The sequence below is a fragment of the Roseofilum sp. SBFL genome (assembly GCF_017746885.1).
Taxonomy (GTDB): Bacteria; Cyanobacteriota; Cyanobacteriia; order Cyanobacteriales; family Desertifilaceae; genus Roseofilum.
Map to the genome: position 1 here is coordinate 1 of NZ_JAGHZH010000138.1, position 22,335 is coordinate 22,335.

18 protein-coding genes and 1 pseudogene are annotated in these 22,335 nt (G+C 46.0%); 8 read left to right on the forward strand and 11 right to left on the reverse strand.

The window, feature by feature from the left end; all coding sequences use genetic code 11:
* Positions 1-196 precede the first annotated feature (196 nt).
* Positions 197-1,423 (forward strand): radical SAM family heme chaperone HemW, encoded by a 1,227-nt coding sequence (gene hemW / locus J7545_RS14495; protein WP_318700392.1) that lies wholly within the window; start codon positions 197-199, stop codon positions 1,421-1,423.
* Positions 1,424-1,677: 254 nt separating this feature from the next.
* On the opposite strand, the gene glmU is transcribed toward hemW, so the two are convergent.
* Positions 1,678-3,054, reverse strand: a complete 1,377-nt coding sequence (gene glmU / locus J7545_RS14500) for a bifunctional UDP-N-acetylglucosamine diphosphorylase/glucosamine-1-phosphate N-acetyltransferase GlmU (protein WP_318700391.1) — start codon at positions 3,052-3,054, stop codon at positions 1,678-1,680.
* A gap of 428 nt (positions 3,055-3,482) precedes the next feature.
* Between glmU and psaC the strand changes: the two genes are divergently transcribed.
* Entirely contained in the window at positions 3,483-3,728 is a 246-nt protein-coding gene (gene psaC / locus J7545_RS14505; protein WP_012307203.1) for a photosystem I iron-sulfur center protein PsaC, read from the forward strand.
* A 685-nt stretch (positions 3,729-4,413) separates the two neighbouring features.
* Positions 4,414-5,142: pseudogene (locus tag J7545_RS24095) on the forward strand (site-2 protease family protein); the annotation flags it as partial.
* Between the two features lie 851 nt (positions 5,143-5,993).
* Here J7545_RS24095 and J7545_RS14515 read toward each other — a convergent pair.
* The 3 genes from J7545_RS14515 to J7545_RS14525 all read right to left on the reverse strand — a co-directional run bounded on the left by J7545_RS14515 (position 5,994) and on the right by J7545_RS14525 (position 7,169).
* Positions 5,994-6,380 (reverse strand): type II toxin-antitoxin system VapC family toxin, encoded by a 387-nt coding sequence (locus tag J7545_RS14515; protein WP_318700389.1) that lies wholly within the window; start codon positions 6,378-6,380, stop codon positions 5,994-5,996.
* Positions 6,377-6,607, reverse strand: a complete 231-nt coding sequence (locus J7545_RS14520) for a hypothetical protein (RefSeq protein WP_318700388.1) — start codon at positions 6,605-6,607, stop codon at positions 6,377-6,379. The genes J7545_RS14515 and J7545_RS14520 overlap by 4 nt, the downstream gene beginning before the upstream one ends.
* Before the next feature lie 67 nt (positions 6,608-6,674).
* Positions 6,675-7,169 (reverse strand): hypothetical protein, encoded by a 495-nt coding sequence (locus tag J7545_RS14525; protein WP_318700387.1) that lies wholly within the window; start codon positions 7,167-7,169, stop codon positions 6,675-6,677.
* A gap of 167 nt (positions 7,170-7,336) precedes the next feature.
* Between J7545_RS14525 and J7545_RS14530 the strand changes: the two genes are divergently transcribed.
* Entirely contained in the window at positions 7,337-7,651 is a 315-nt protein-coding gene (locus tag J7545_RS14530; RefSeq protein ID WP_318700386.1) for a type II toxin-antitoxin system ParD family antitoxin, read from the forward strand.
* Between the two features lie 18 nt (positions 7,652-7,669).
* Here J7545_RS14530 and J7545_RS14535 read toward each other — a convergent pair whose 3' ends face one another.
* The gene (locus J7545_RS14535; RefSeq protein WP_318700385.1) at positions 7,670-8,215 is read right to left on the reverse strand and encodes a hypothetical protein; all 546 of its coding nucleotides are present in this window, start codon (positions 8,213-8,215) and stop codon (positions 7,670-7,672) included.
* A gap of 37 nt (positions 8,216-8,252) precedes the next feature.
* Positions 8,253-9,161 (reverse strand): tRNA (adenosine(37)-N6)-dimethylallyltransferase MiaA, encoded by a 909-nt coding sequence (gene miaA, locus J7545_RS14540; RefSeq protein WP_318700384.1) that lies wholly within the window; start codon positions 9,159-9,161, stop codon positions 8,253-8,255.
* A 131-nt stretch (positions 9,162-9,292) separates the two neighbouring features.
* Here miaA and gyrB point away from each other — a divergent pair, with 131 nt between their 5' ends.
* On the forward strand, positions 9,293-11,215 hold the full coding sequence (gyrB, locus tag J7545_RS14545) for a DNA topoisomerase (ATP-hydrolyzing) subunit B (protein ID WP_318700383.1): 1,923 nt from the start codon (positions 9,293-9,295) through the stop codon (positions 11,213-11,215).
* Between the two features lie 51 nt (positions 11,216-11,266).
* Here the strand turns inward: gyrB and J7545_RS14550 are convergent, their stop codons facing one another.
* Complete coding sequence (locus J7545_RS14550) at positions 11,267-12,046, reverse strand: hypothetical protein (RefSeq protein WP_318700382.1); 780 nt, start codon at positions 12,044-12,046, stop codon at positions 11,267-11,269.
* Positions 12,047-12,072: 26 nt separating this feature from the next.
* Between J7545_RS14550 and J7545_RS14555 the strand changes: the two genes are divergently transcribed.
* Positions 12,073-12,384: a hypothetical protein gene (locus J7545_RS14555; protein ID WP_318700381.1), complete on the forward strand. Its 312-nt coding sequence runs from the start codon at positions 12,073-12,075 to the stop codon at positions 12,382-12,384.
* A gap of 61 nt (positions 12,385-12,445) precedes the next feature.
* Here the strand turns inward: J7545_RS14555 and J7545_RS14560 are convergent, their stop codons facing one another.
* From J7545_RS14560 to rarD, 4 genes are all read right to left on the reverse strand, one after another.
* Positions 12,446-18,226 (reverse strand): alpha-2-macroglobulin, encoded by a 5,781-nt coding sequence (locus J7545_RS14560; protein ID WP_318700380.1) that lies wholly within the window; start codon positions 18,224-18,226, stop codon positions 12,446-12,448.
* A 159-nt stretch (positions 18,227-18,385) separates the two neighbouring features.
* Entirely contained in the window at positions 18,386-18,898 is a 513-nt protein-coding gene (locus tag J7545_RS14565) for a peptidase C15 (protein WP_318700379.1), read from the reverse strand.
* A 15-nt stretch (positions 18,899-18,913) separates the two neighbouring features.
* Positions 18,914-19,171 (reverse strand): hypothetical protein, encoded by a 258-nt coding sequence (locus J7545_RS14570; RefSeq protein WP_318700378.1) that lies wholly within the window; start codon positions 19,169-19,171, stop codon positions 18,914-18,916.
* A 63-nt stretch (positions 19,172-19,234) separates the two neighbouring features.
* On the reverse strand, positions 19,235-20,131 hold the full coding sequence (rarD, locus tag J7545_RS14575) for an EamA family transporter RarD (protein ID WP_318700377.1): 897 nt from the start codon (positions 20,129-20,131) through the stop codon (positions 19,235-19,237).
* A gap of 179 nt (positions 20,132-20,310) precedes the next feature.
* Between rarD and J7545_RS14580 the strand changes: the two genes are divergently transcribed.
* Together J7545_RS14580 and J7545_RS14585 are read left to right on the forward strand one after the other, a co-directional pair.
* A complete protein-coding gene (locus tag J7545_RS14580; RefSeq protein ID WP_318719755.1) occupies positions 20,311-21,204 on the forward strand; it encodes an alpha/beta fold hydrolase in 894 nt (297 codons plus the stop codon).
* Positions 21,205-21,216: 12 nt separating this feature from the next.
* Positions 21,217-22,146, forward strand: coding sequence for a glycerophosphodiester phosphodiesterase family protein (locus tag J7545_RS14585; RefSeq protein ID WP_318700375.1), 930 nt, complete (start codon positions 21,217-21,219; stop codon positions 22,144-22,146).
* Positions 22,147-22,335: the final 189 nt, after the last annotated feature.

Genomic DNA, 22,335 nt, shown 5'->3' on the forward strand with positions numbered 1-22,335 from the left:
ACGACACCAAGACAGCAAAAGATGGTAGTATTGGATGTGTTCATGACAAGAATTGTCCAGTTGAGGAGCCGGATGAGGTGAAAGTCTCACGTCCGGTTTTGAAGACGAGTCGGAGGGGTGACCCTTCGGCTTAGTTTAACGATACACAAGGCTGTCGATCCATAAGACGGCAAACCGAACTGGGGTGAAAGGTCTCATGGAGCATCAAGAACAATCTTTAGTTATGCCCCGTTCAGCTTATCTTCACATTCCCTTTTGTCGTCGTCGCTGCTTCTACTGTGATTTTGCCATTTCTGTGGTGGGCGATCGCCGTTGGGGAGACAATTCCCCAGCCATGTCTCACTATATCGAGATCTTAATTTCTGAAATTGAACAGACTCCCCCTCGCGGTTCATCCTTAGAGACGGTGTTTTTTGGGGGGGGAACCCCATCCTTGCTCAGTGTCAGTCAACTCGAGCAACTGTTAACCACCCTCGATCGCCACTTTGGGTTAACCTCCACTGCCGAAATTTCCATGGAAATTGACCCCGGAACCTTCGATCTCAAAAAGTTACAAGGTTTTCTCGCTCTAGGAGTCAATCGGATTAGTTTAGGTGTACAGTCCTTTGATGAGCACCTTTTAAAACTTTGTGGGCGATCGCATACTGTCCACGAAATTTATCAGGCGATCGATCTCCTCCATCAAGCATCTGTTGATAACTTCAGTATAGACCTGATCTCTGGTTTACCCGAGCAGACCTCTGAACAATGGCAAAAAACCCTACAAATCGTCCTCGATATTTCCCCGCCCCACCTCTCCATCTATGACCTGATTGTCGAACCAATGACTGTCTTTGAGCGGCGCTATGAAGCAGGAAAACTAATCCTTCCCAGCGATGACAGTAGTGCCCAATTCTATCGCTTAACTTCCCAAATCTTAAGGCAAGCTGGTTACGATCACTATGAAATTTCTAACTACGCTCGCCACGGATATCACTGTCGCCACAACCGTGTCTATTGGCGCAACCAGCCCTACTATGGCTGGGGTATGGGAGCGGCTAGTTACATTGATGGTATCCGATTTATTCGACCCCGCACCCGAAAAACTTACTATCAATGGCTGCAAGATGGGGGAGTGATGGACACTCCTCCTCTCTCGTCCACCGAAAAGTTTCTAGAAACTCTGATGCTCGGTCTTCGGCTTGCAGAAGGTCTATCTTTAAAGACCTTAACCCATCAATTTGGTTATCCTCCTTTGCAACAGTTGAGTCCAAGTTGGTATCCCTACTATCAACAAGGATGGATTAACCTCAACACCCCGAATGGACAACCTTGGCTTCCTGGACAACCCTTACCTTCAACAGGTCAGATCTCTCTGAGCGATCCAGAAGGCTTCCTCTTTTCTAACACAGTTTTATCTGAGATGTTCCAAGTGTTTAGTTAAGTGCTTCGTGCTAGGGAATGGGGAATGGGGAATGGGGAAAATATCCATGTCTCCATGTCTCCATGTCTCTATGTCTCCGTGTCTCCATGTCCCCGTGTCCCCGTGTCTCCGTGTCCCCGTGTCTCCATGTCTCCATGTCCCCGTGTCTCCATGTCCCCGTGTCTCCGTGTCCCCGTGTCTCCGTGTCTCCATGTCTCCATGTCTCCATGTCTCCGTGTCTCCGTGTCTCCGTGTCTCCGTGTCTCCGTGTCCCCCTATCCCCCCATCTCTTCATCCTTAGAAACCCCCTTCGGTCGCCATCCGGGACGCACTTTTTGGGGAGCGCGGGCGACAACTAGAGCATCATTTTGGACATCTTTGGTGACCACCGATCCGGCTCCAATGGTGACATCTTCACCGATGGTAATGGGAGCGACTAGGACACTATTAGAACCGGTTTTCGTGCGATCGCCAATTACCGTTTTATGCTTTTGATAGCCATCATAATTGGCCGTAATCGTGCCGGCACCCACATTCACCTGTTGACCGAGTTGGGCATCTCCAATATAGGACAAATGGGCTATATTCGTGCGATCGCCCACTTGGGACTTCTTAATCTCCACAAAATTACCCACCCGACAACCGGCTCCAATCTCGGCCTGCCCTCTCAAATGAGCATAGGGGCCAATTCTCGTACTAGATTTTACGCAGCTCTCACTAATCACCGAATAAAGAATCGTCACCTGTTCCCCAATCTCACTATTCTCAATCAAACTCCCTGGCCCAATCCGACAACCCGACCCAATCACCGTGTTTCCACGAAGGTGAGTTTGCGGTTCAATTACCACATCCGAACCAATCTGTACCGTATCATCAATGGTAATACTATCGGGATCGATCAACGTTACCCCCGCCTTCATCCACTCCTCCTTAATCCGGTCTTGCAGAATCTGATGGGCTGTTGCCAACTGTTTACGGTCATTAATCCCTAAAATCTCCTGGTAATCCTCCACATCTAAGGTCATCACCCGGTCTAAATAATTGACTGCATCGGTTAAATAATACTCTTGCTGGTCATTCTCTGACTTTAATTGAGGTAAAACCTGGGCCAGTTGCGGCCAATTAAAGCAATAGACTCCCGCATTAATCCGCCGATTTTGCCGTTGAGCTGTCGTACAATCCCGATCTTCGACAATTTGTTGCAGCAGATTATCGCTATCCGAAAAGACTCGCCCATATCCTTTGGGATGGGGATGCTGGGCGGTTAAAATCGTCGCGCCATTGCCTTCGCTCTTATGGGTTGCCAGTAAATGACTAATCGTTTCTGGTCGTAATAAGGGCACATCCCCATTAAGCACCAGTAAATCCCCGGTAAATCCTTCTAAATAGGGTAGAACCTGCTGAACTGCATGACCGGTTCCCAACTGTTGACTTTGGGTGACAAACTCCAATCCCGGTACATCCGTAAGAGAGTCCTGAACCAGATCCCCCCGATATCCCACAATCACAAACTGACGCACGGGAGAAATGAGGTGACAACTCTCAAGTACTCGTTGAACTAAAGACCGTCCTCCTAGGGGATGTAAGACTTTGGGTAACTCCGATTTCATTCGAGTTCCCCGTCCTGCCGCTAAGATTGCTACTGCTACCATGACTAATCAACCAGACTACCGACAGGAGTATATCGCGCTTTATCACCAAAATTTGACTCTTGGAGGGAAATCTCGATCGCCATCCATTTTAGGCCGATGGTAGACAATCCGCCTCTATCCTAGTTTTAACAAGAGATTGAGCAATTTTTCCTTCGGGTTTTGGCGATCGCTAATTGTCAAGTTGTTTAAAGTTTCTCATCCTTTTGTTTCTTTGAGTTGAACCCCTGCGCTAAACTAAGCTTTGATCCGGTATAACACTGGACTAACTTAAACGGGTCAAACCATAGAGCGGCTAAAGCATTCCGTTCTCAACTACTTGGTTGGCATTCTAGAACCATCTAGAACTGACTGGGCTGTCTACACCTTATCCTTTGTTGATAAGTGTGAGAGCATATCACTATCAAACTGTTGTTGGGAGTTATTATTCAATGTCTCATTCAGTAAAAATCTACGATACCTGCATTGGTTGTACCCAGTGTGTACGTGCTTGTCCCTTAGATGTGCTAGAAATGGTTCCTTGGGATGGATGCAAAGCCGGACAGATCGCTTCTTCCCCTCGCACAGAAGACTGTGTGGGCTGTAAGCGCTGTGAAACCGCTTGTCCTACTGACTTTTTAAGTATCCGGGTTTACTTAGGCGCGGAAACCACCCGCAGCATGGGTCTTGCTTACTAAAAGCGGATTCATCATTGCCTTGCCCTTGGGTTTCTCCTGAATCTTAAGGCCAAGTTTCAAGGGGGAGTCTAACAACTCCCCCTTTTTGGTAAACAGAAGCATACTATGCGTCGCCAAGCTATTCTATCTTCTGCACAGGTGATTTATAGAACGGGGTGTTCAATCTTTGCTTGATATGTTGCAATCGGCAGAAATCGTGAGAGAATATATTTCTAGGCGATCGCGGGAAGATTTAGTGACTGATTTACAATTGTAAGATGCGATAATTCGGAGACTTTCAATTATTGGTGAAGCGGCAAAACGGGTTTCTGAACCCACTCGCGATCGCTGGACTACAATTCCTTGGTCAGTGATACTATCCGGATTTGGTATGAGATATGGATTATTTTCCCAACAAGTATTGATATCAAGTCCAGGTAATCAATGAAAATGTACCGCAAACACCTAGTGAAGCTTTCTGGGTGGCGATCGCAAGTCCTGCGGTCAATTTAATCCTCTTTGGTCTGTTGATGGTCATAGCATGGTTGATTATCATAGCTATGCCTACTCCCCTGAGTCTTCGTTTAACCTTGATTTTGGCATTTCTAGCCTACATTAATCAGAAATTAGTGGATATTCAGATGAAAATATACTCAAGGCTACGTTTCCCCCAATGCGATGCAATCTTAAAATCAGAGGTATCTTAATGAACGGCAATATTCGTGTGGGCAGTCTTTTTGGTATTCCCTTCTATATTCATCCATCCTGGTTTCTGATTGTCGGTTTAGTGACGTTCAACTATGCAGCTACCCTAAGTTATGCGTTTCCCCAACTGGGTGTAGCTTTACCTTGGATTTTAGGCTTAGGAGTTGCTTTTCTGCTCTTTTCTTCCGTTTTAGCCCACGAACTCGGTCATAGTCTGGTGGCTATGCGTCAGGGGATGGGAGTTAAATCTATTACGTTATTTCTGTTTGGGGGACTAGCGACTTTTGAGAAAGAAGCAAAAACTCCTAGTGCAGCCTTTTGGGTGGCGATCGCCGGTCCTGGAGTAAATTTAATCCTCTTTGGTCTGTTTACTGTAATTGTACTGTTGACTGCCATAGCCAGTATCGCCGTTCCCTTGAGTGCCCCCTTAGCTCTCATTTTTGGCTTTCTAGCCTACATTAACCTGGTTTTAGGCCTTTTTAACCTAATTCCCGGTTTGCCCCTGGATGGAGGCCATATCCTCAAGGCGGTGGTGTGGAAAATTACGGGTAAACCGAAGCGCGGTGCGGTGTTTGCCAGTCGTATGGGACAGATCATTGGTGGTTTCGGTGTGGCGATCGGTATGCTCTCCCTGCTGAATGTTCCACTGGTTGTGTTTGGTATTCCCATTTCCGGTAGTATCTGGACGCTCATCATGGGTTGGTTGATGTTGCAAAATGCAAGTCGCTCGACTCTATCTCCCAATGAAGCTGCCCAAGAATTACTAGATTATCAGAAGAAAATCTACTCTCAGCACCATGAATTTGTGCGGGTTGATGCTGGAGATTTTTCCCATCTCGATTTGAAGTTTTATAAGCAGACACAAAGGCAATTAGAACGCTTAGGTTTTGAGAAACTGGCAGATATGGAAGATCTGACGATCTCTAAAGCCAACCGAAGCCAACCCCGTGTTTTGATTCGGGTGATGCTCAGTCGCGATCGCCGTACGGTAGCTGGAATTTTTCATTTTCCTTTACCCTTATTAGTCAAAGCCCTTCAGGCGATCGGTTTAGCGCCCAAAGGCGGTAAAACTGTAGACTTAGAATCTGAATTTGAAGATGGAACATTTCTGACTACGTCTAATACTAAAGGTTTTGACAATAGCTCGCCATTTCCCAAAATCGAGCGCCAGCAACTTCCGGGAACAGCGTCGATTTCTGAATTGGTTAGAGCGCACCGCATTCGCGTCAGAGATCTCAATCCTCATACTCCCGCATTAATCATACGCAACTTTGACCAGGCGATCGCCATGCAACATCGCTTAGAATCCCTTAAAAATAGTCACAAAGAAGCTCAAGGTTACCTCACTCGCGAAGACATTCAACGCCAAGCTAAAAAAGGTCAAGAAGCAGCAGCAGAAGCTCTTGGCAATGCTCTTGAAGACCTGAAGACTAGACAATCACAAGAATAATAAACCCAACAATCGTGTCTGATTCCAACCCTTCCGATAGTAACTTCCACAACGCGGTTAGCTGTGCGGGAATTTATCAAGAACACCCATAATCTCTGATTTATCTTGTTGATACTAATGATATCTTCAAATCAAAGGGTTGGCAACCATGAATGTCCTGTCAGATGAGCATCAACTGTAGCCAATGTTAATCCATACTGAAGAGCTGTCGCAGCAATAAATCGATCGGCTGGATCTTGATGACGGACTGCAATCTTGCGACTGAGAATAGCAATGGCATAATTGAGTTTTGCCTCATGAGTGGGTAGGGACTGTAAAGCGAAATCCACCCATGTATTAGCATCAGGTTGTAAAGAAATTCGTCCTTTTTCTGATAAAACAAGCGTTTCCCAAATACTAATCGGACTCAGCCAGAGTTGAGTTTTGGGATCGGCAATTACCGTTTGCATGTGTATGGGTAATCGTTGATCGCCGAGTAAGTACCAAATCCAAATATGGGTATCGAGCAAAATTTTCATGCCAAAACATCCCAAGCTTCAGCAACTGGCTCAATGATATCTCCTAAAATTTCACCCGTACCTTTGATTACGCCAAAGCTCGGACGTTCAATTGGGTTAGTGGCAGGATAAACAATGGCTAAGGGTTTTCCTTCATGAAGAATCGTGAGCGGAATTTTTGTCTGTTCAACTTCTATCAGTAGATTTTGTAAGGTTTCTGGTAATTCTGTTGTAGTAATTTCTGTCATTTTCTTACCCGATAGATTTGATCTAGTTTAGCATTAACTACAATGACGTTAGTCGATTGTCGTCTTATCACGGTTTCCCAAAACCAACCAAATTGAACTCTCTTTCAAATTTTCTTACGGCATCCAGAACTTTTTTTGCCCAGTTATTATCTAGGGGAGATATGATAACCACCTTGAAATCATACTGTGCTGCTTCTAATTGAACTCCTTCAGAATCATCGACATGAAGATCTATGCCAAATGCTTTGGGATTTTTGCTGGGATAAGGATAAATTTTATATTTCTGGAAATACAGATCGTGAACTTTTTGATTAATCACTTCTTTTATATGAATGCCATAAAAACAGAAGAATAAACGTATATAAATAAGAGAACGATATGAAGTTGTGTAAACACATATTTCATGTCTCTCTTTTTTGAGTTGTCTGATGAGATTGCAAGTCCCAAATCGCAAAGGTTCATTAAACCATAATCTCAATAAGAGTGGAACTGCATTAGGCTCATATCTTGAATGTAATTGCCAACAAATGAGCGTGTCATCTAAATCAAATGATATTTTCATTCGGCTGGATCTTGATTGGGTAGTGAAATTTTGCGACTTAGAATAGCAATAGAATAGGTCTTATCCGATAGACTTCACTCTAAGTGTAGCATCGACTGAGATCGCTCTTTCCGATGACAATAGTCTGCGCTATCATTAGAAGAAGTCAAAGTCGGTAGTTAAGAATCATGACTATAGTCTTAAAACCAGAAACCCATCGCGCTATCCTCGAAAAACTCAAAAGCGATCGCTACTCAACTGCTGATGAAGTCGTTCAAGCTGCTTTGCAACTTCTAGAAGAGCGCGATAATGCTCCGCATCGCTGGCGCGATCGCCTTTTAAGCCAACCTCCAACTCCTACTAGTATTGAAGCGTTTAATTCAAGGGTTAAACAGCTTACCGATACCTTTGCAGCTTGTGTCAAACCCGATGTACCTCTACTATCAGATGAGGCCGTTAGCCGTGCAGGAATTTATCTAGAATACCCTGCTGCAACCAGTTGATCCTCAGCATTGGTTATCTTAATCTAATTTTAATTGGCGTTTTAATTCATCTTGATTGAGGGTTAGTCCAAAAGTTTTGACAACTGGTATTCTGAATGTCTTTCCACAACTAGGACAGCATTCAAATGAATTTAGCAAAGATTTTACTCTACCTACTCCATTTTTATACCCATACCACTGTGATTCTGCAACTAATGTATCCCATATGTAATTGCATTCAAAGCATATTGTTTTAGAGTTGTTTCGAGTGACTACAGAGTATCTAAAATCTTCATCACCAAATGTATTTTTGTCAACTTTTTTATCCACAAGATCTAGATCTTCTCCATTACACCAATATAAATAGTACAGATGTTTACCATCGGACTCTTGAGGAGGTGTCCGACGAGGTGGCCAATACAGTAAAATGGCTCGAATATCCAAACCCTCCCTAAGTCGATCGAGCATTAAAGGACTAAAGTATAAGAAATTATGTCGTGTTACTTGATTGCGAAATTGAAGTAGTTCACCCTGTTGATCGAGTTCGTTCAGTCGATCGACTTCATTTTTCTGAAAATAAGTCATAAATAGTTGTTCTGGGTTTATTATTTTGGGCATAATTCTAATTCTTTTCAATCCATTCTATCACTTTTTTAACTAACTCTGGATCTTCAGAATCGAACCATTGGATCTGAGGATTGGATCGAAACCAAGTGCGCTGACGTTTGGCAAATTGGCGGGTATGAACAATGGTTAATTCTTGAGCAGTTTCTAAATCAATTTCTCCGGCTAAATATTGCTTGATTTCCCGATAGCCTAATGTCTCGAGTAAGGGTAAGTCTGAGCCATACTTGTCACAGAGTTTTTGCACTTCTTCAACTAAGCCATGCTCGATCATTTTGGCGGTGCGTTGGGCAATTCGATCGCGCAAATGTTCTCCTTCAAAGCAGTCTAAACCAATTTGCACGATGGGATAGCTGGGTGGGTTTTCTCCTTGTTGAGCGGAAATGGGAATGCCGGTGACATAAAAAACTTCTAGGGCGCGCAGGGTACGCACCTCATCGTTAGGATGGATTTTTTGGGTGGCTTGGGGATCGACTTGTTGCAGCATGGCGTAACATTGAGGTTGGGAAAGTGCTTGAAGTTGCGATCGCAATTCTGGCTGAGGTGCAACCCTAGGAATCTTCATTCCAGCGATAATGGAGCGAATATATAACCCCGTTCCACCAACTAATAGGGGAATTTTACCTTGCTGCTGAAACTGCTCAATGAGGCTTTGTGCTTGCTCTTGATACTCCGCAACTGTAAACACCTCTTGTGGATTGCAGATATTAATTAGATAATGGGGAACCTGCTGAAGTTCGCCAGCAGATGGTTTGGCTGTACCAATATCGAACTCGCGGTAAATTTGGCGCGAGTCCGCCCCCAGAATGACCGTCTGCAAATGCTTCGCTAAGGCGATCGCCAATTTCGATTTTCCCGTAGCCGTCGGCCCGCAAATCGCAATCAGTCCTGGTTTCACTAGGTGCATCCCCCTCATAAAGTTCTTATAAAACTGCCTTAGTGCAGTCTATAACCCTTTTGTGCTAGAATTTTGGAGTATTTTGTCGTTTACTAGCTCACCGGGTCGTTTATCGCCCGTATACCAGGAGATAGCTTCACATGACCAGCACTTACAGCGCCGAACAGATTCAAGTTCTCGAAGGATTGGAACCCGTTCGGAAACGACCCGGAATGTATATCGGTTCCACCGGCCCTAGAGGACTCCATCATCTAGTGTACGAGGTTGTGGACAATGCTATCGATGAGGCTCTAGCCGGATATTGTACCCATATTGAAGTTGACCTCAATGCCGATGGTTCCGTATCGGTTGCCGATGATGGGCGAGGAATTCCCACCGATATCCATCCTCGCACAGGAAAGTCCGCTTTGGAAACTGTGATGACCGTATTGCACGCAGGTGGTAAGTTTGGCGGCGGCGGATATAAGGTGTCTGGAGGGTTACATGGGGTTGGGGTTTCCGTCGTCAATGCTCTTTCCGAATGGGTAGAGGTGACCGTTTATCGGGAAAAAGTTCGTCATACCCAACGCTACGAACGGGGGGTTCCGGTAACAGAATTAGTTCCCACTAAACAGAAAGAAGCGCGTAGCGGCACGTCTGTTCAGTTCCGCCCGGATGAGCAGATTTTTACCACGGGAATTGAATTTGAATACGATACGGTATCCCGTCGGTTGCGGGAGTTGGCGTATCTGAATGCGGGGGTGAAAATTACGTTTTCTGACCATCGCTTACCAGAGCCAAAGGTGGAGAGCTACAAGTATGATGGGGGCATTCAAGAATATGTGGCGTATATTAATCGGGAAAAAAATCCTCTGCACGAAGAAATCATTTATATGAATGCCGAGAAGAATGATGTGCAGGTGGAGGTAGCGCTTCAGTGGTGTACGGATGCGTATTCGGATAATTTGTTGGGATTTGCCAATAATATTCGCACCATTGATGGGGGAACCCATTTGGAAGGGTTGAAGACGGTGCTGACGCGGACGATGAATGCGATCGCTCGCAAACGGAATAAGTTGAAGGATAATAATGCTAATCTGGCGGGGGAAAATATCCGGGAAGGCTTAACGGGTGTGATTTCAGTTAAGGTTCCCGATCCAGAATTTGAAGGACAGACGAAAACCAAGCTGGGAAACACGGAAGTACGCGGAATTGTGGATTCCCTGGTGGGAGAATATTTGAATGAGTTTCTGGAGTTTCGCCCAGCAGTGGGGGATGCAATTCTAGAAAAGGCGATTCAGGCCTTTAATGCAGCAGAAGCGGCGCGTCGAGCCAGGGAATTGGTACGCCGGAAATCGGTGTTGGAAAGCTCGACATTGCCGGGTAAATTGGCAGATTGTAGTACCAGAGATCCGGCAGAATCGGAAATTTTCTTGGTTGAAGGAGATAGTGCGGGCGGTTCGGCAAAACAAGGACGCGATCGCCGTTTTCAAGCGATTTTGCCCTTGCGCGGTAAAATCTTGAATATCGAGAAAACCGACGATGCCAAAATTTACAAGAATAATGAAATCCAATCCTTGATTACCGCACTGGGTTTAGGCATTAAAGGAGAAGAGTTTAATTCCGAACAGTTGCGCTACCATCGAGTCGTGATTATGACCGATGCGGATGTGGACGGGGCCCATATTCGTACCCTGCTGTTAACCTTTTTCTATCGCTATCAACGGGATTTGGTAGACCAAGGCTATATCTATATTGCTTGTCCGCCGTTGTATAAGTTGGAGCGCGGCAAGCGGCATTACTATTGTTATAGCGATCGCGAATTGCAAGAGCAGATTCGCCAATTCCCTGACAACGCCAATTACAATATCCAACGGTTTAAAGGGTTGGGTGAAATGATGCCTCAGCAGTTGTGGGATACGACGATGAACCCGGAAACCCGGATGATGAAACGGGTAGAAATTGAGGATGCAGCCGAGGCAGACCGTATTTTTACCGTGTTAATGGGCGATCGGGTGGCTCCCCGTCGAGAGTTTATCGAAACCTACGGGCCCAAATTAAATCTGGCTGATTTGGATATTTAAACCTCGGTCTTCCTCCGTGCCCTTCGACTCCGCTCAGGGCACGGGAGCATGTCATTTCCTTAGAATTTTGTCGGGGACATCAATCAATTCAATCAAGTTATTGGAGACACAACCTGCCTGAAAAAATGCCTGTCGGATCGAGGCAGGTAGAGCATTAAAGCTCTGAGGCTGTAGTAACTCGATATGAAGAGTTTCGCACTCCCAATTTTCTTCTTCCTCAAATATATAGGGTTGAGATTTATGGAGTAAGATACCTTTCCAAAAATTCCACTTCAGATGACCGAATGAGTGAAGCGCTCCCGTTTCCTGTTCAATGACTGAAAGATCTATTTTCTCCAAATCAATGGAGAAACCACCATGCCAAGAAGTGGTGTAGGTAAAAAGGTAGTCCAGCATAAAGCTGGCTATAGTGGGTGACCACTGACCCGCTTCAAAAAAACGAGGCTTGGGTGATTCAAAATCGAGATAATAGAGATAAACTGGAGGATCTTCAAGGTCAAAATCGGAATACTTAACCGCCCAGCTCATATCTTGTTCAGCTTGACACAGAATTTGATAAGATTCACAATCTCTCATCCTTTTAACTTCAAGAGAGTCCCGGAATGTGAACCCTTTCGGTTCAAGTTGCCAGGAAGCTTGGGCAAATCCTAGCCAATTTTGCAAAGCGATCGGTACTTTTCTCTGAAGTTCGCTCTCAATCTTTTTAATGGTTTCATCCACTCGATCGCGTTGGAAATCAAGGCAGAACATTTCTGAGATTAGGCGATCGATCTTAAACCATTGGGTTACGCAATCATCAAGGTCTGATGGGTAGGGATCGGTTTGTGGCATTTTCTAATTAGAAATATGGAGGAGAAATGAATTCAACTGTTCTTAAAGAAACTTGGTGGCTTGCCGATACAGAGTTTCCAGATTTAGTTTGGGCACGTATCCAAGTATATGAAGATGGAACGGCTGAAATTCTATCTCCGACAGGACATAGATACAAGTATAAAAGTGAAGAGGAAGCAGACTTAGAATTATCCCAGGATGAGTATCAACGTTTGCATTCTCTTGATGAAGAGGATGAGGAAGAATTAGGAATCCCCCTATCCTCAATTCAAATTCCCTCTGGTGAGAGTGACGATGAGATAATACAAAAAATGTATGTTAAGCGATCGCTTCTTTGACCAAGGAATGGGAATTACAGACAACAATAGAATAAGGATTTCAGCTTATCCAAAACTCAGGTTAATTACTACTGATGAGCAAGGTAGACGATGCATTGCGGCCAAACTCCTCTGGAGCATATTGTAAATGAGCTTCGGCTCCCGGCCAAAGATAGGAACCGGGGGTAACCGATCGCGCCAAATAATGAACCTCATAGATCCCAGGGGTGAGGCGATCGCCATAAGCCACCACTCGGTCTTTATACACCTGTTGGTAATCAATTTCCCAGCTATCAGCATCTGCTTGAATGGCTCGGTTGGCCGTCTCAAACTCTGTATTTACCGCCTCAAAACCCGCCGGGAGAGGATCGGTAATCACCACATGATCTACAGGGCGATCGGTAATAATTTCTAAGCCCACGTCAAACACTTGACCAGCTTTTACCTCAAAAGGTCGCTCTAGATCGTAGAGTCCCGTCGTTCGCAACACCTCATCCTCATTCGCTCGGCGCACCTGACGCACTACTCGCAGACCATTTAAGCGTCCCGGTTGCTCGCCGGTTAAGCGATAGCCATAGGACACTAAGTAATGCAGATTTCCATCGCCAGATTTTTCTAACACCAGATCGCTATTTCCCTTGGGCAACTGAGCCATGGGGACGCTCAAATTCCAGGTGGAATTCTGATAGCCTTGAAACTGAGTCTGGCCCAGATTTTCGCCAGCGAAGGTGACTCCAACACCAAAATTGGGGGGCGTGCTTTCGGTTTGCGCGTAAGCGACCAAAGCATCAAGGGCCTGGGCATTATTATAAGTACTGCCCCAAGTGCCATTACGACGCAAAGAGAGAAGACTGGTTAACAAGCGTCCCGTTTCTGCGGGAGAAGCATCTTGAGCAATGAACAGGCGCAAGGCTTCTGCTTGAGCCATGGTTGCAGAAGATAACCATTGATAGCGTTCCGGTAAATTTACCGTTGCACTGCGTCCCGTCTGATAGATGGACTCGCGAATTTGATTAAACAGGCTTTGGCTCTCTGTCCTCCATTCAGGGAAATTGGACAAATAGCGAGCTAATTTAATCTGCGTCACCGGATCGAATTCAGTCCGGACGCTGTAGATATCTGAGAGGAACTCATTTCGCACATCTCCCCACGCAGCTAAGGCGATCAGGGTTTCTAGGCGCAGGGTATTCTTACAGAGAGCAGAGGTACAGAAATCCTCATTTTCGGGGTCGGCTAACCGGTCTCGCAGATAGGATTTGAGTGGGTCAACTTGGATACCGTCCGGGGAAAATCCTGCATTCGAGGCTTGGGCGATCGCCTCGGCCACGTAGGGCGTAAGATAAGGGTTAGACTGGCGAACTCCTGGATAGCTACTAAATCCGCCATCTTCTCGTTGCAGACTGGCGAGTTGATTGAGAGCTTCACTGGTTTTTTGGGGGAGGTTAAAGGCATTCGCCGCTTGCCCATATTGACGGCTTAAGCGTTGCAAACTGGCTGCAATAAGCAATTGACTCGCCATAGGTTCAGCAAACGGGAGGGGGTTGTCGGCAAACACCTGTTGAGCCGGGGCGAGAATTTGGGGGATTAAGGTACTGGCGAGGTTAATGTCTAATCCTCCTGTATCTATTGCCGTATCGGGAGCTACATTCACCGGTAGCGTGACCGTATTGGTGCTGGTTCCCGACTCAACCACACGCTCAGTGATTTGTAGGGGTTTAACCTCTAAGGGGACTTCAAAGGCATCCACAGGTTCACCATTAAAATTAGTTGCAAAAGTCACTGTCCCTGCTTCCTTGACCGCCAGAGGGAACCGTTCGCCGAGGGTTCCCTCGTTCACTCTCACTTGGCGGGAGTCCATACTGTTGTTGGTAGATTCAAAGGTTAACCCTCCCGTTACAGAGCCAATAATGTCTATTTTACCGGTCTTTTCCGTGGTATTGGTGATGGAAAGACCGGCATTGATCCGATCGCCAGGTCGGACAAATTGGGGCAAAATGGGATTAGTGAGGATCGGCTGACTGGTGATAAAGGTGGTTTCTCCATTGCCGAAGCGCAGATTACCATCTTTGGCAACCACCATCACCCGCCAGGTAGTTAGGTCATCGGGTAAAGTAAACGTGACGCTGGCTTGTCCTTGGTTATTGGTGAGGACAGAACTGTTGTAATAGGCTAGGGGTTGGAAGTCTCGACGGGTGCGGGTGTCGGCTCCTCCGGCAGAAAATCCACCGCCATACCCCCAACCTTTAGCTAAGGGAGAGGCTTGGGGTTGCAAGACGACATCGGGACGGTTATCGCTAAACCGGGTGGAAATGGGTTGCTCGGCGTATACGGTGTCGAGGAGGTTGGGGGCGCGATAGCCACTCAGTTGTAAGATGGCTTCGTTGACGACCATGACGGTGAGTTCTCCCGCTACTGGCGAACCTGTATTATCCCTGAGTTGCAGTTGTAGGGTTTGGGATTGTCCCGGTTGCAGTTGGGCATTGGATGGGCTAACGTCAACGGTAAGAAGGCGATCGCTCAAATCAATCTGAAAAGGCGCAAACCCGATTTTGACCAAGTTATCTAGGTTCTCGGTTGCTGCTGCCTCCAACGACTCTCCTTGACGCACCAAAACTGCCTCAAATGCGGCATTGGGTAACATCTCTGGCGTGACTTCAAACTGCACTTGAGGGGCCCCGCCTTGAACCGGTTGCAGGGCTTGGAACAGGGGTTTATCGCGGACAATGGCAAAGTAGAGTTGCCCTTGTTCGTAGGGAGATTGAATGAGTGCGGTTGCCGTATCTCCAGGCTTGTACGTCTCTTTGTCGAGTTTAATTTCTAGTTTATCTTCATCAGCTCGACCCCAACGTACGCCACTGCCTCCCGTCGCCCAAATTTGCAAGTCTGTGGCAGTGGCACTCTTTTGACTTCCCGCAAAGTTAGCGCGGATGCGATAGGAACCGGAGTCCGGGGGCGTGAGTTCAGCCGTGGTGGGGGTTTGATCGGATCTGACAGTGGTTTCGCCAACGGTTTCATACTCGACTTGGGTGCGATCGCTCCGTCCCCCTTCGACTACACGGGTTACGCTAGAATAGGTCATTTTCTGTAACTCTAGTCTCACCCGCTCTCCTGCTTTGGCATTGCCTTGAGCATCCGTAACTACCACTTCCACAGGAAATGCTTGCCCCGCATCCGCTACAAAGTTACTCTTTAAACCAATGACATTGGCACTGGGTAATACGGTCAGGGTTTGCGAATCACTCACCGACAAGTTCGACACATCAGAGACCGATACATCCACTTGATAGGTCATCGGATAAGGCAGATCCCGATCTAGGGTAAACCGCTGTATTCCTGCGCCCCCATCATCTAGGGTTTTCCGAGTTTGCAACACTTCTGTTTCTACGACTGGCGCTTCTTCCGGCCAAAACCACTGGGGGCCAAAACTATACCCTTGCCACTGCTGGGGCGTAAACTGGGTTTGCCCACGAGTGACATAATATTCGGCATTGCCCCCAATGACGGGAGCGCCAAATAAATAAGTACTGCTCGTTGTAGCCGAGATAGAATCACCGGGTTGTGCTACTTCTTGATTTAAGGAAACTTCGACCTTAAAGTTCGGTGGCTTAAATTCAGCCACCTGAAAGTTACCGGTTAAGGTGATTCCGCGACTCCCTTGAGCGTCAATGAGATATTCGCCGACTTCCTGAGTTTGTTCTAAGGGAAACTCAACAGAAAACGTACCAAATTGATTAGTTTGATAGGTTCCCAAGTCCGTTTCATTGCCTTTGGGGTCTTGAATTTTTACCCGATAATTGGCTCGCGCGTCAGTTTTTAGGTCTCCTTGTTCGAGATAGTAGGCTACTCCGGTAAAAGCAGCTTTTTCTCCTGGTTGATAGAGCTGGCGATCGGAAAAAATTGTCCCCCTCGAAACGGGTTTTGTGTCTTCCCAATCGGTATAAATCCCATATCCATAAGCCCCACTATAGGATTCAGTGCGCGTAAACGCCCAATCTTCACCTTCTTTGGCAATTACGAGCAATTCCGGCGCTTCGGAAAAACGGCTGCCTCCCATACAAGTTCGCAAGTCTTGGGCGGTTAATTGTAGTAATCCTAAATCGTCCGTTTTTCCCTTGGCGCAAGCTTGGGGTGTTGGTCTCGATTTTGCTCCTAATTTCGATGGATAAATCTCCACCGTAGCGCCAGGAACAGCTTGCCCATTATCCAGGTGATTCACGAGCACTAAACCCGACTCTGGAAACCATTGGGCAAAGACACCCAAGTTCGTCAGTGCGACTAAGCCGTAATATTTGGGCGTATTCCATCGCGGTTCCCCATTGTCTTCATAGGGATTAGTTCTCGCTTTGACTCCATAGGCTAAGAGTCCAGATTCACCGCCTAATTCGGATTTTAAGTTGACTGAATTAATAATCGTTTGATTTTGTTTGCCAGAAACTTTATAGGATTGCCATTGACGATCTGAAGGTAAAATATCGTTGCCATTTCCCTGGGGATAGGCGGAATCCACATAGACTAAATCTGTCGGTTCCAGGCGACGAAATGCGGCTTGATATTCCCCATCGGGAAGGTTAACGGTGGAAATATCCAGTTGTAGATTTTCAGTGTTAGGTAAAATATTTAATCCTGTTTGTACCCAGAGATCTGCGGCTACATTACCGGTCTCATATTGCAAGCTGACGGGATTATCGAGTTTCTGTCCGAATTTATCCTCTAAGTCCGCACCAATGGTGATCGTATAATTCGTGTCGGGTTCTAAAGCCCAAGGATTAAGCTGGATCAAATTGGGTTCATAGGTGAATTGAACCAAGGCTGGTGCGTTCGGTGGGGGCGGAGGATTAATGCTAATATTATTAACAGCAGATTCGGCCACCAAGGGATTATTAAATCTCAGTTGGGGACTCCCTTTAACAAAGCGTCCATAGGTTCCACCTGGTCCTGGTTTTCCGGTTGCTTCGAGTTCGTCGAAGTTGAGGGAATTGTAGGTTTTAAATTGACTGGAAAAGGGGATTTCGCTAGCTAAGTTACCGTTCGCGGGTTGCAGTCCGGCGGAAATTTCTAGGCTGTAGGGGGTATTTTTTTCGAGTTGTTTTTCGGGCGTAATCGTGTAATCGTACTGTTGTTGGGAGGGATCGAAGGCGGTTTGCGGATTATTGCGATCGCTGTTTTCATCCAGGGCAATGTTTAGGGGAATGTCGCGATCGCTCCCCGCAGACACTAACCGGGTATGTTCGGCTAAGGAATTGAGGTCTAAAGCTACATTAGAGGTGAATTTCAGTTGGGGCTGAATATCCACTGTTTCCGGTTCCCCATTGCGATCGATTGTCGTTCCGGGAAGGTTGGAGAGCTGAATGGGAGGAGTGTTAAATGTCCAGGCAAAATCTCGGTCTAATTCATGGTTGTTGAGGTCTTTTAAGCCTTGTTTGAGCGTTACTTGCACCCGGGTGGCTAAGGGGAGGGCGCGATCGGCTTGAAACCCAACCATTCGAGGGGTTAAAAAGCGAAAAGTTCCCGGTATTCTCGGCGTAATTTCAAATTTATTCAGCAGGTTTTGTTGTTGGGGAGAGTCGAGACTTTCCAGGGGAATAAGGGGATCGGTGAAAATAACATTAATTTGATTGAGGGGTTTAGCTTCTTCGGTGGGGTTGATGCTCTCGATCCAAGCTGGGGGAGTCGCGAAGGGAAGGGGCGAAACGCTTGGAAGGGGTTGAGTTCCGGATCTCACTCCAGCCAATCTACATCCCGTTAGTGTCAGCATAAACAGCAAGATGAATACTAACACCCTATGTTTACGGTAATACTGGCCAACGGCACGATGCAATTGGCGCAGGTGTCTCATTCCGAGCATGGAGCAATGACGGGACATGTTCTCTTCCTTCACTGAATCTAATCTTGTCTTACCTGATGAGGGCAGAGTTTGGGAAGAGCTTGTAGATATACTTTACAATCTGTGACTTCATGTTAGGGGAGGAGGCAATAGGATAAACTCGCTTTTAAACGCTCCAAAAAATGCTGTAGGAAGATTTTATTGGCATTCCAAGCGATGCAGAATCTCTACAAAAGAGTTGATGATTGGCTTTTCATTGTCTGGATGGAGAATCGGAACATGGATAAATAGAGCGCGAGTGGGGAGATTAAGAGTGTTAATCTCCTGTAGGACTCCATAGTATAGATCTTCACAGACAAATCGCCCCGCATAATCGCTAATGTAAACCCAATCCAGACCCCTAATCAGCAGTTCAAGGTCGATCGCTGGTCGTAAAATTTTATCCTTTTGTGTTGCCTTCGATTCAATACTGAGGCGATCGCGTTTTTCTGCCATTCCACAACACAGCACCCAAGCGGGCTGAGTGCTGTGCAAATGAAATAGGGTTTGGGCGATCGCCGATGGGGAGTCCACAGGCAGCTTTCTGAGTAACGATAACCGTTCTGGATAGGGATAAGATTGACCTATCTGTTCGAGGAGATCGTCCGAGGAATTACTATTCTGGTGAGGTTTCCAGGTTGTAAATGAGGTTAACAGAAAGGGTATAATCATCGAATCGGCTATTCACTACAGGGAATTGACCAGATAATCACTTAAAGTTTTCAATAATTTTTGGTGTCTTTCCGATGATATTTTGCCAATAGAACCGATAATTTGCTGACGAGGGATGACCGCCAGAAATCCCAAACGAATTAAAGAATTACTTCGTAAGCCGCTGGTGGCAAAATCAAGATCGTTAGAGTCAATGATAGTATCGAAACCCGTTACGTGTTGATTGAGTTGGGTACTCACTCCACAGACTAAGAAATCTTTATAAGGTGGCATCTCCCGTTTATAAACATCTGTTGTCTCCCTAGCTTATCAGGAAACGGGTTCAAAATCAATGATTCAGGATTCACGAGCTTTCGATGCTCCCACGATCTGAAATAGGGAATTGATGGAATAAATGACTAGGGCTGCCCAAATGAATCCAAAGGAGATGACATGGGTGCGAGTGAAGGGTTCATGGTAGACAAAAACCGCTAAAATGAGTTGACAAGTTGGACCGATATATTGCAGAAAGCCTAGGGTTGAGAGGTGCAATTTTTGGGCAGCTAAATTAAACCAAATTAAGGGGAAAGAGGTAACTATTCCACAACCAATAAATAGGAGAGTAACCGGTAAGGAAAGACCAAAGTTACCGGAGCCACTTTTTGCCCAATGCAGAACTAGAGCAAGGGCAATAGGGGTCATCAGTAGGGTTTCAATGGTTAATCCCGGTATGGCTTTGAGGGCTGCAACTTTACGGATAAGTCCGTATAATCCGAACGTGATGGTTAACCCGATCGCAATCAAGGGCACTTGTCCAAGTTCCCAGATCAGATTCCCGACTCCAACAATAGCCAGGATGACGGCAATCAGTTTCCAAATATTGAGCCGCTCTCCCAGAAAGACACAGCCGAGAAAAATACTAAAGAGGGGATTAATAAAATACCCTAAACTCGCTTCCAAAACGCGATCGGTATTCACCCCATAGATATAAATCCCCCAGTTCAGGGAGATCAGGGCAGCCGTACCGACTAAGATGGCCAAAGTTTTTGGCGATCGCCATAAGCGCTTTATTTCGATCAATCGCTTCTGTATTGTCAACACCCCCAATAGCAGGAGTGCTGACCAAATCATCCGATGACAGAGGATTTCAACCGCAGGTACAGATCCAAACAATTTCCAGTATAGGGGAAATAGACCCCACGCTCCATAGGCCAAAACGGCATAGAGAATTCCGAGATTAAACTTGATTGACATGCCCAGGAGGTAATGGGTAAATGGGTAATGGAGAATGGGTATGGCAATGCTGAACCCAAGTCACCTAACCAGAATATTCTAGACGCGCTACGATGCTAAGGCTAGCGATCGGTCAACTAATTGTTGAATGAATAACTTATTCTCCTGTCCACCCTGCTAAAGTTTTTTATGTGAAATCTGTGAATCAATCCATTGGGGCACAACGGACTTGGGTATGGCGAGGATGGCGTATTCGCTACACTTATATTCGCAGTTTATCGCGCTTGGAGGCAATTCCCATTGTGTTGTTACATGGGTTTGGTTCTAGTTTTGCCCAATGGCGCTATAACCTCAAGCCCCTAAGTGAATCGCATTCGGTTTATGCTTTAGATTTATTGGGGTTTGGTGCGTCTCAAAAGGCTCCAGAGCGCTATGGATCGCCGTTATGGATGGCTCAAGTGTATGAATTTTGGCGCAAGTGGATTAAGCGCCCGGTAATTTTAGCAGGGCATTCTTTGGGGGGTTCGGTGGCACTGGCGATCGCCGATACTTATCCAGAAATGGTACAAGGATTAGTGTTGTTTACCGTTCCCCCTTCCCGCGAAGAGTTATATCAATCTAAAGTACAAGCGAGTCTGGCTTCCCTAGAAGGAATCCTAACGCCCCGGTTTCTGCTGACTCCCCTATTTCATCTCCTGTTTTATCCCCCTTTATTAGTGCCCTTTGTGCGTCAAGGGTTGCGATCGGTTTATGTGAATAAGGATCTGGTGGATGAACAGCTAGTGGAAAGTTTTGCAACACCGCCCCAAGATCCCGGATCGGTGGATGTTCTCTCTCGCTTGTTCTTATCGAAAAATAATCGGGAGTATACCCCCCATGTGGGGCGAGTGTTTCCCCAGCTTAAAATGCCAGTCTTGCTCGTTTGGGGAAAGCAAGACCCCATTTTTTCGATTCGACAAGCTCGCGAGCTTGTCGTGCAAAATTCCCAGGCTCAGTTGGTAGAGATTGAACAAGCAGGACATTGTGTTTATGATGAACAACCGCAACAGGTGAATCAAGCCTTGTTAGAGTGGATTGAGGAAATTACAGGGTAGGGGATTTTTAGCATGTCAAAACCAGCGATCATTGCCCATCGGGGAGCGAGCGGATATCGCCCAGAGCATACACTAGCGGCTTATGAGTTGGCGATCGCCCAAGGTGCAGAGGCTATAGAATTAGATATTGTCCCCACTAAAGACGGTGAGTTAGTGGTGCGCCATGATTCCGAGTTAAGCCAAACCACCGATATCATTACCCATCGAGAATTATCCCATTATCGAACGACTAAAACTATCTATGGACAAACCCTAGAGGGCTGGTTTACCGAAGATTTAACGCGGGCAGAAATCAAAACCTTACAAGCAAAAGAACCCTTCAGTTTTCGCTCCTCTGATTATGATTTCCAGTTTCCCATTTTAACCCTATCTGAAGTTTTGGACTGGCATCAAGTCACCCAACAGAAAGTACAACGCCCGATCGATCTCTATATAGAAATCAAGCATTCCCATTATTTTCGCAGCCTAGGCTTATCCATTGAAGAGCCATTAATCGAATTGCTTCAAGCACAAGGTTATCAGTTTTCCACTGACCCCATTTTAATTCTGTCCTTTGAAATTGAAAACTTGCAATATTTGCGCTCTTTAACCAACTTGCGGCTGATTCAACTGATGGCACAAGCTGAGGATCGACCCTACGATCGTATGGTGCAAGGCGATCCAGTTACCTATCAGGACTTACTGAGTTTACCCCAATTGACCCAAATCACCCAATATGCCAATGGTCTAGGATTACAGAAACAACTATTGTGGTCAAACGGTAGACAAACTTTAGTCGATCGATGCCACAATCTGAATTTAACGGTTAATGTCTGGACATTTCGCCAGGAACCCCAGTTTGTTTTACCCGATTTTTCCGGAGATTGGCAACAAGAACTGCAAGCATTTATAAACTTGGGGATTGATGGTTTAGTTACCGACTTTCCAGATATCGATCTCTGATTAAAGCATCCTCAAGTGTCAGCCGCCCATGAAAACCGACACCCTGTTCTATCCCTCTTCTGTCACTCTCCGGTTTCTTCTATTATTAATAATTTCCAGAGCTAAGGTATACTCAGTGATACAGGGTGTGGCGATCTCATTTTTGCCCATATGCATACTCTTGGGAATTGATATGCAGAAAAAATGGCG

What these genes read in the sequence shown, in the direction of transcription:
- hemW (WP_318700392.1), top strand. Translation starts at nt 197, where the DNA reads ATGGAGCATCAAGAACAATCTTTAGTTATGCCCCGTTCAGCTTATCTT.
- glmU (WP_318700391.1), bottom strand. Translation starts at nt 3,054, where the DNA reads ATGGTAGCAGTAGCAATCTTAGCGGCAGGACGGGGAACTCGAATGAAA.
- psaC (WP_012307203.1), top strand. Translation starts at nt 3,483, where the DNA reads ATGTCTCATTCAGTAAAAATCTACGATACCTGCATTGGTTGTACCCAG.
- J7545_RS14515 (WP_318700389.1), bottom strand. Translation starts at nt 6,380, where the DNA reads ATGAAAATTTTGCTCGATACCCATATTTGGATTTGGTACTTACTCGGC.
- J7545_RS14520 (WP_318700388.1), bottom strand. Translation starts at nt 6,607, where the DNA reads ATGACAGAAATTACTACAACAGAATTACCAGAAACCTTACAAAATCTA.
- J7545_RS14525 (WP_318700387.1), bottom strand. Translation starts at nt 7,169, where the DNA reads ATGAAAATATCATTTGATTTAGATGACACGCTCATTTGTTGGCAATTA.
- J7545_RS14530 (WP_318700386.1), top strand. Translation starts at nt 7,337, where the DNA reads ATGACTATAGTCTTAAAACCAGAAACCCATCGCGCTATCCTCGAAAAA.
- J7545_RS14535 (WP_318700385.1), bottom strand. Translation starts at nt 8,215, where the DNA reads ATGACTTATTTTCAGAAAAATGAAGTCGATCGACTGAACGAACTCGAT.
- miaA (WP_318700384.1), bottom strand. Translation starts at nt 9,161, where the DNA reads ATGCACCTAGTGAAACCAGGACTGATTGCGATTTGCGGGCCGACGGCT.
- gyrB (WP_318700383.1), top strand. Translation starts at nt 9,293, where the DNA reads ATGACCAGCACTTACAGCGCCGAACAGATTCAAGTTCTCGAAGGATTG.
- J7545_RS14550 (WP_318700382.1), bottom strand. Translation starts at nt 12,046, where the DNA reads ATGCCACAAACCGATCCCTACCCATCAGACCTTGATGATTGCGTAACC.
- J7545_RS14555 (WP_318700381.1), top strand. Translation starts at nt 12,073, where the DNA reads ATGAATTCAACTGTTCTTAAAGAAACTTGGTGGCTTGCCGATACAGAG.
- J7545_RS14560 (WP_318700380.1), bottom strand. Translation starts at nt 18,226, where the DNA reads ATGTCCCGTCATTGCTCCATGCTCGGAATGAGACACCTGCGCCAATTG.
- J7545_RS14565 (WP_318700379.1), bottom strand. Translation starts at nt 18,898, where the DNA reads ATGATTATACCCTTTCTGTTAACCTCATTTACAACCTGGAAACCTCAC.
- J7545_RS14570 (WP_318700378.1), bottom strand. Translation starts at nt 19,171, where the DNA reads ATGCCACCTTATAAAGATTTCTTAGTCTGTGGAGTGAGTACCCAACTC.
- rarD (WP_318700377.1), bottom strand. Translation starts at nt 20,131, where the DNA reads ATGTCAATCAAGTTTAATCTCGGAATTCTCTATGCCGTTTTGGCCTAT.
- J7545_RS14585 (WP_318700375.1), top strand. Translation starts at nt 21,217, where the DNA reads ATGTCAAAACCAGCGATCATTGCCCATCGGGGAGCGAGCGGATATCGC.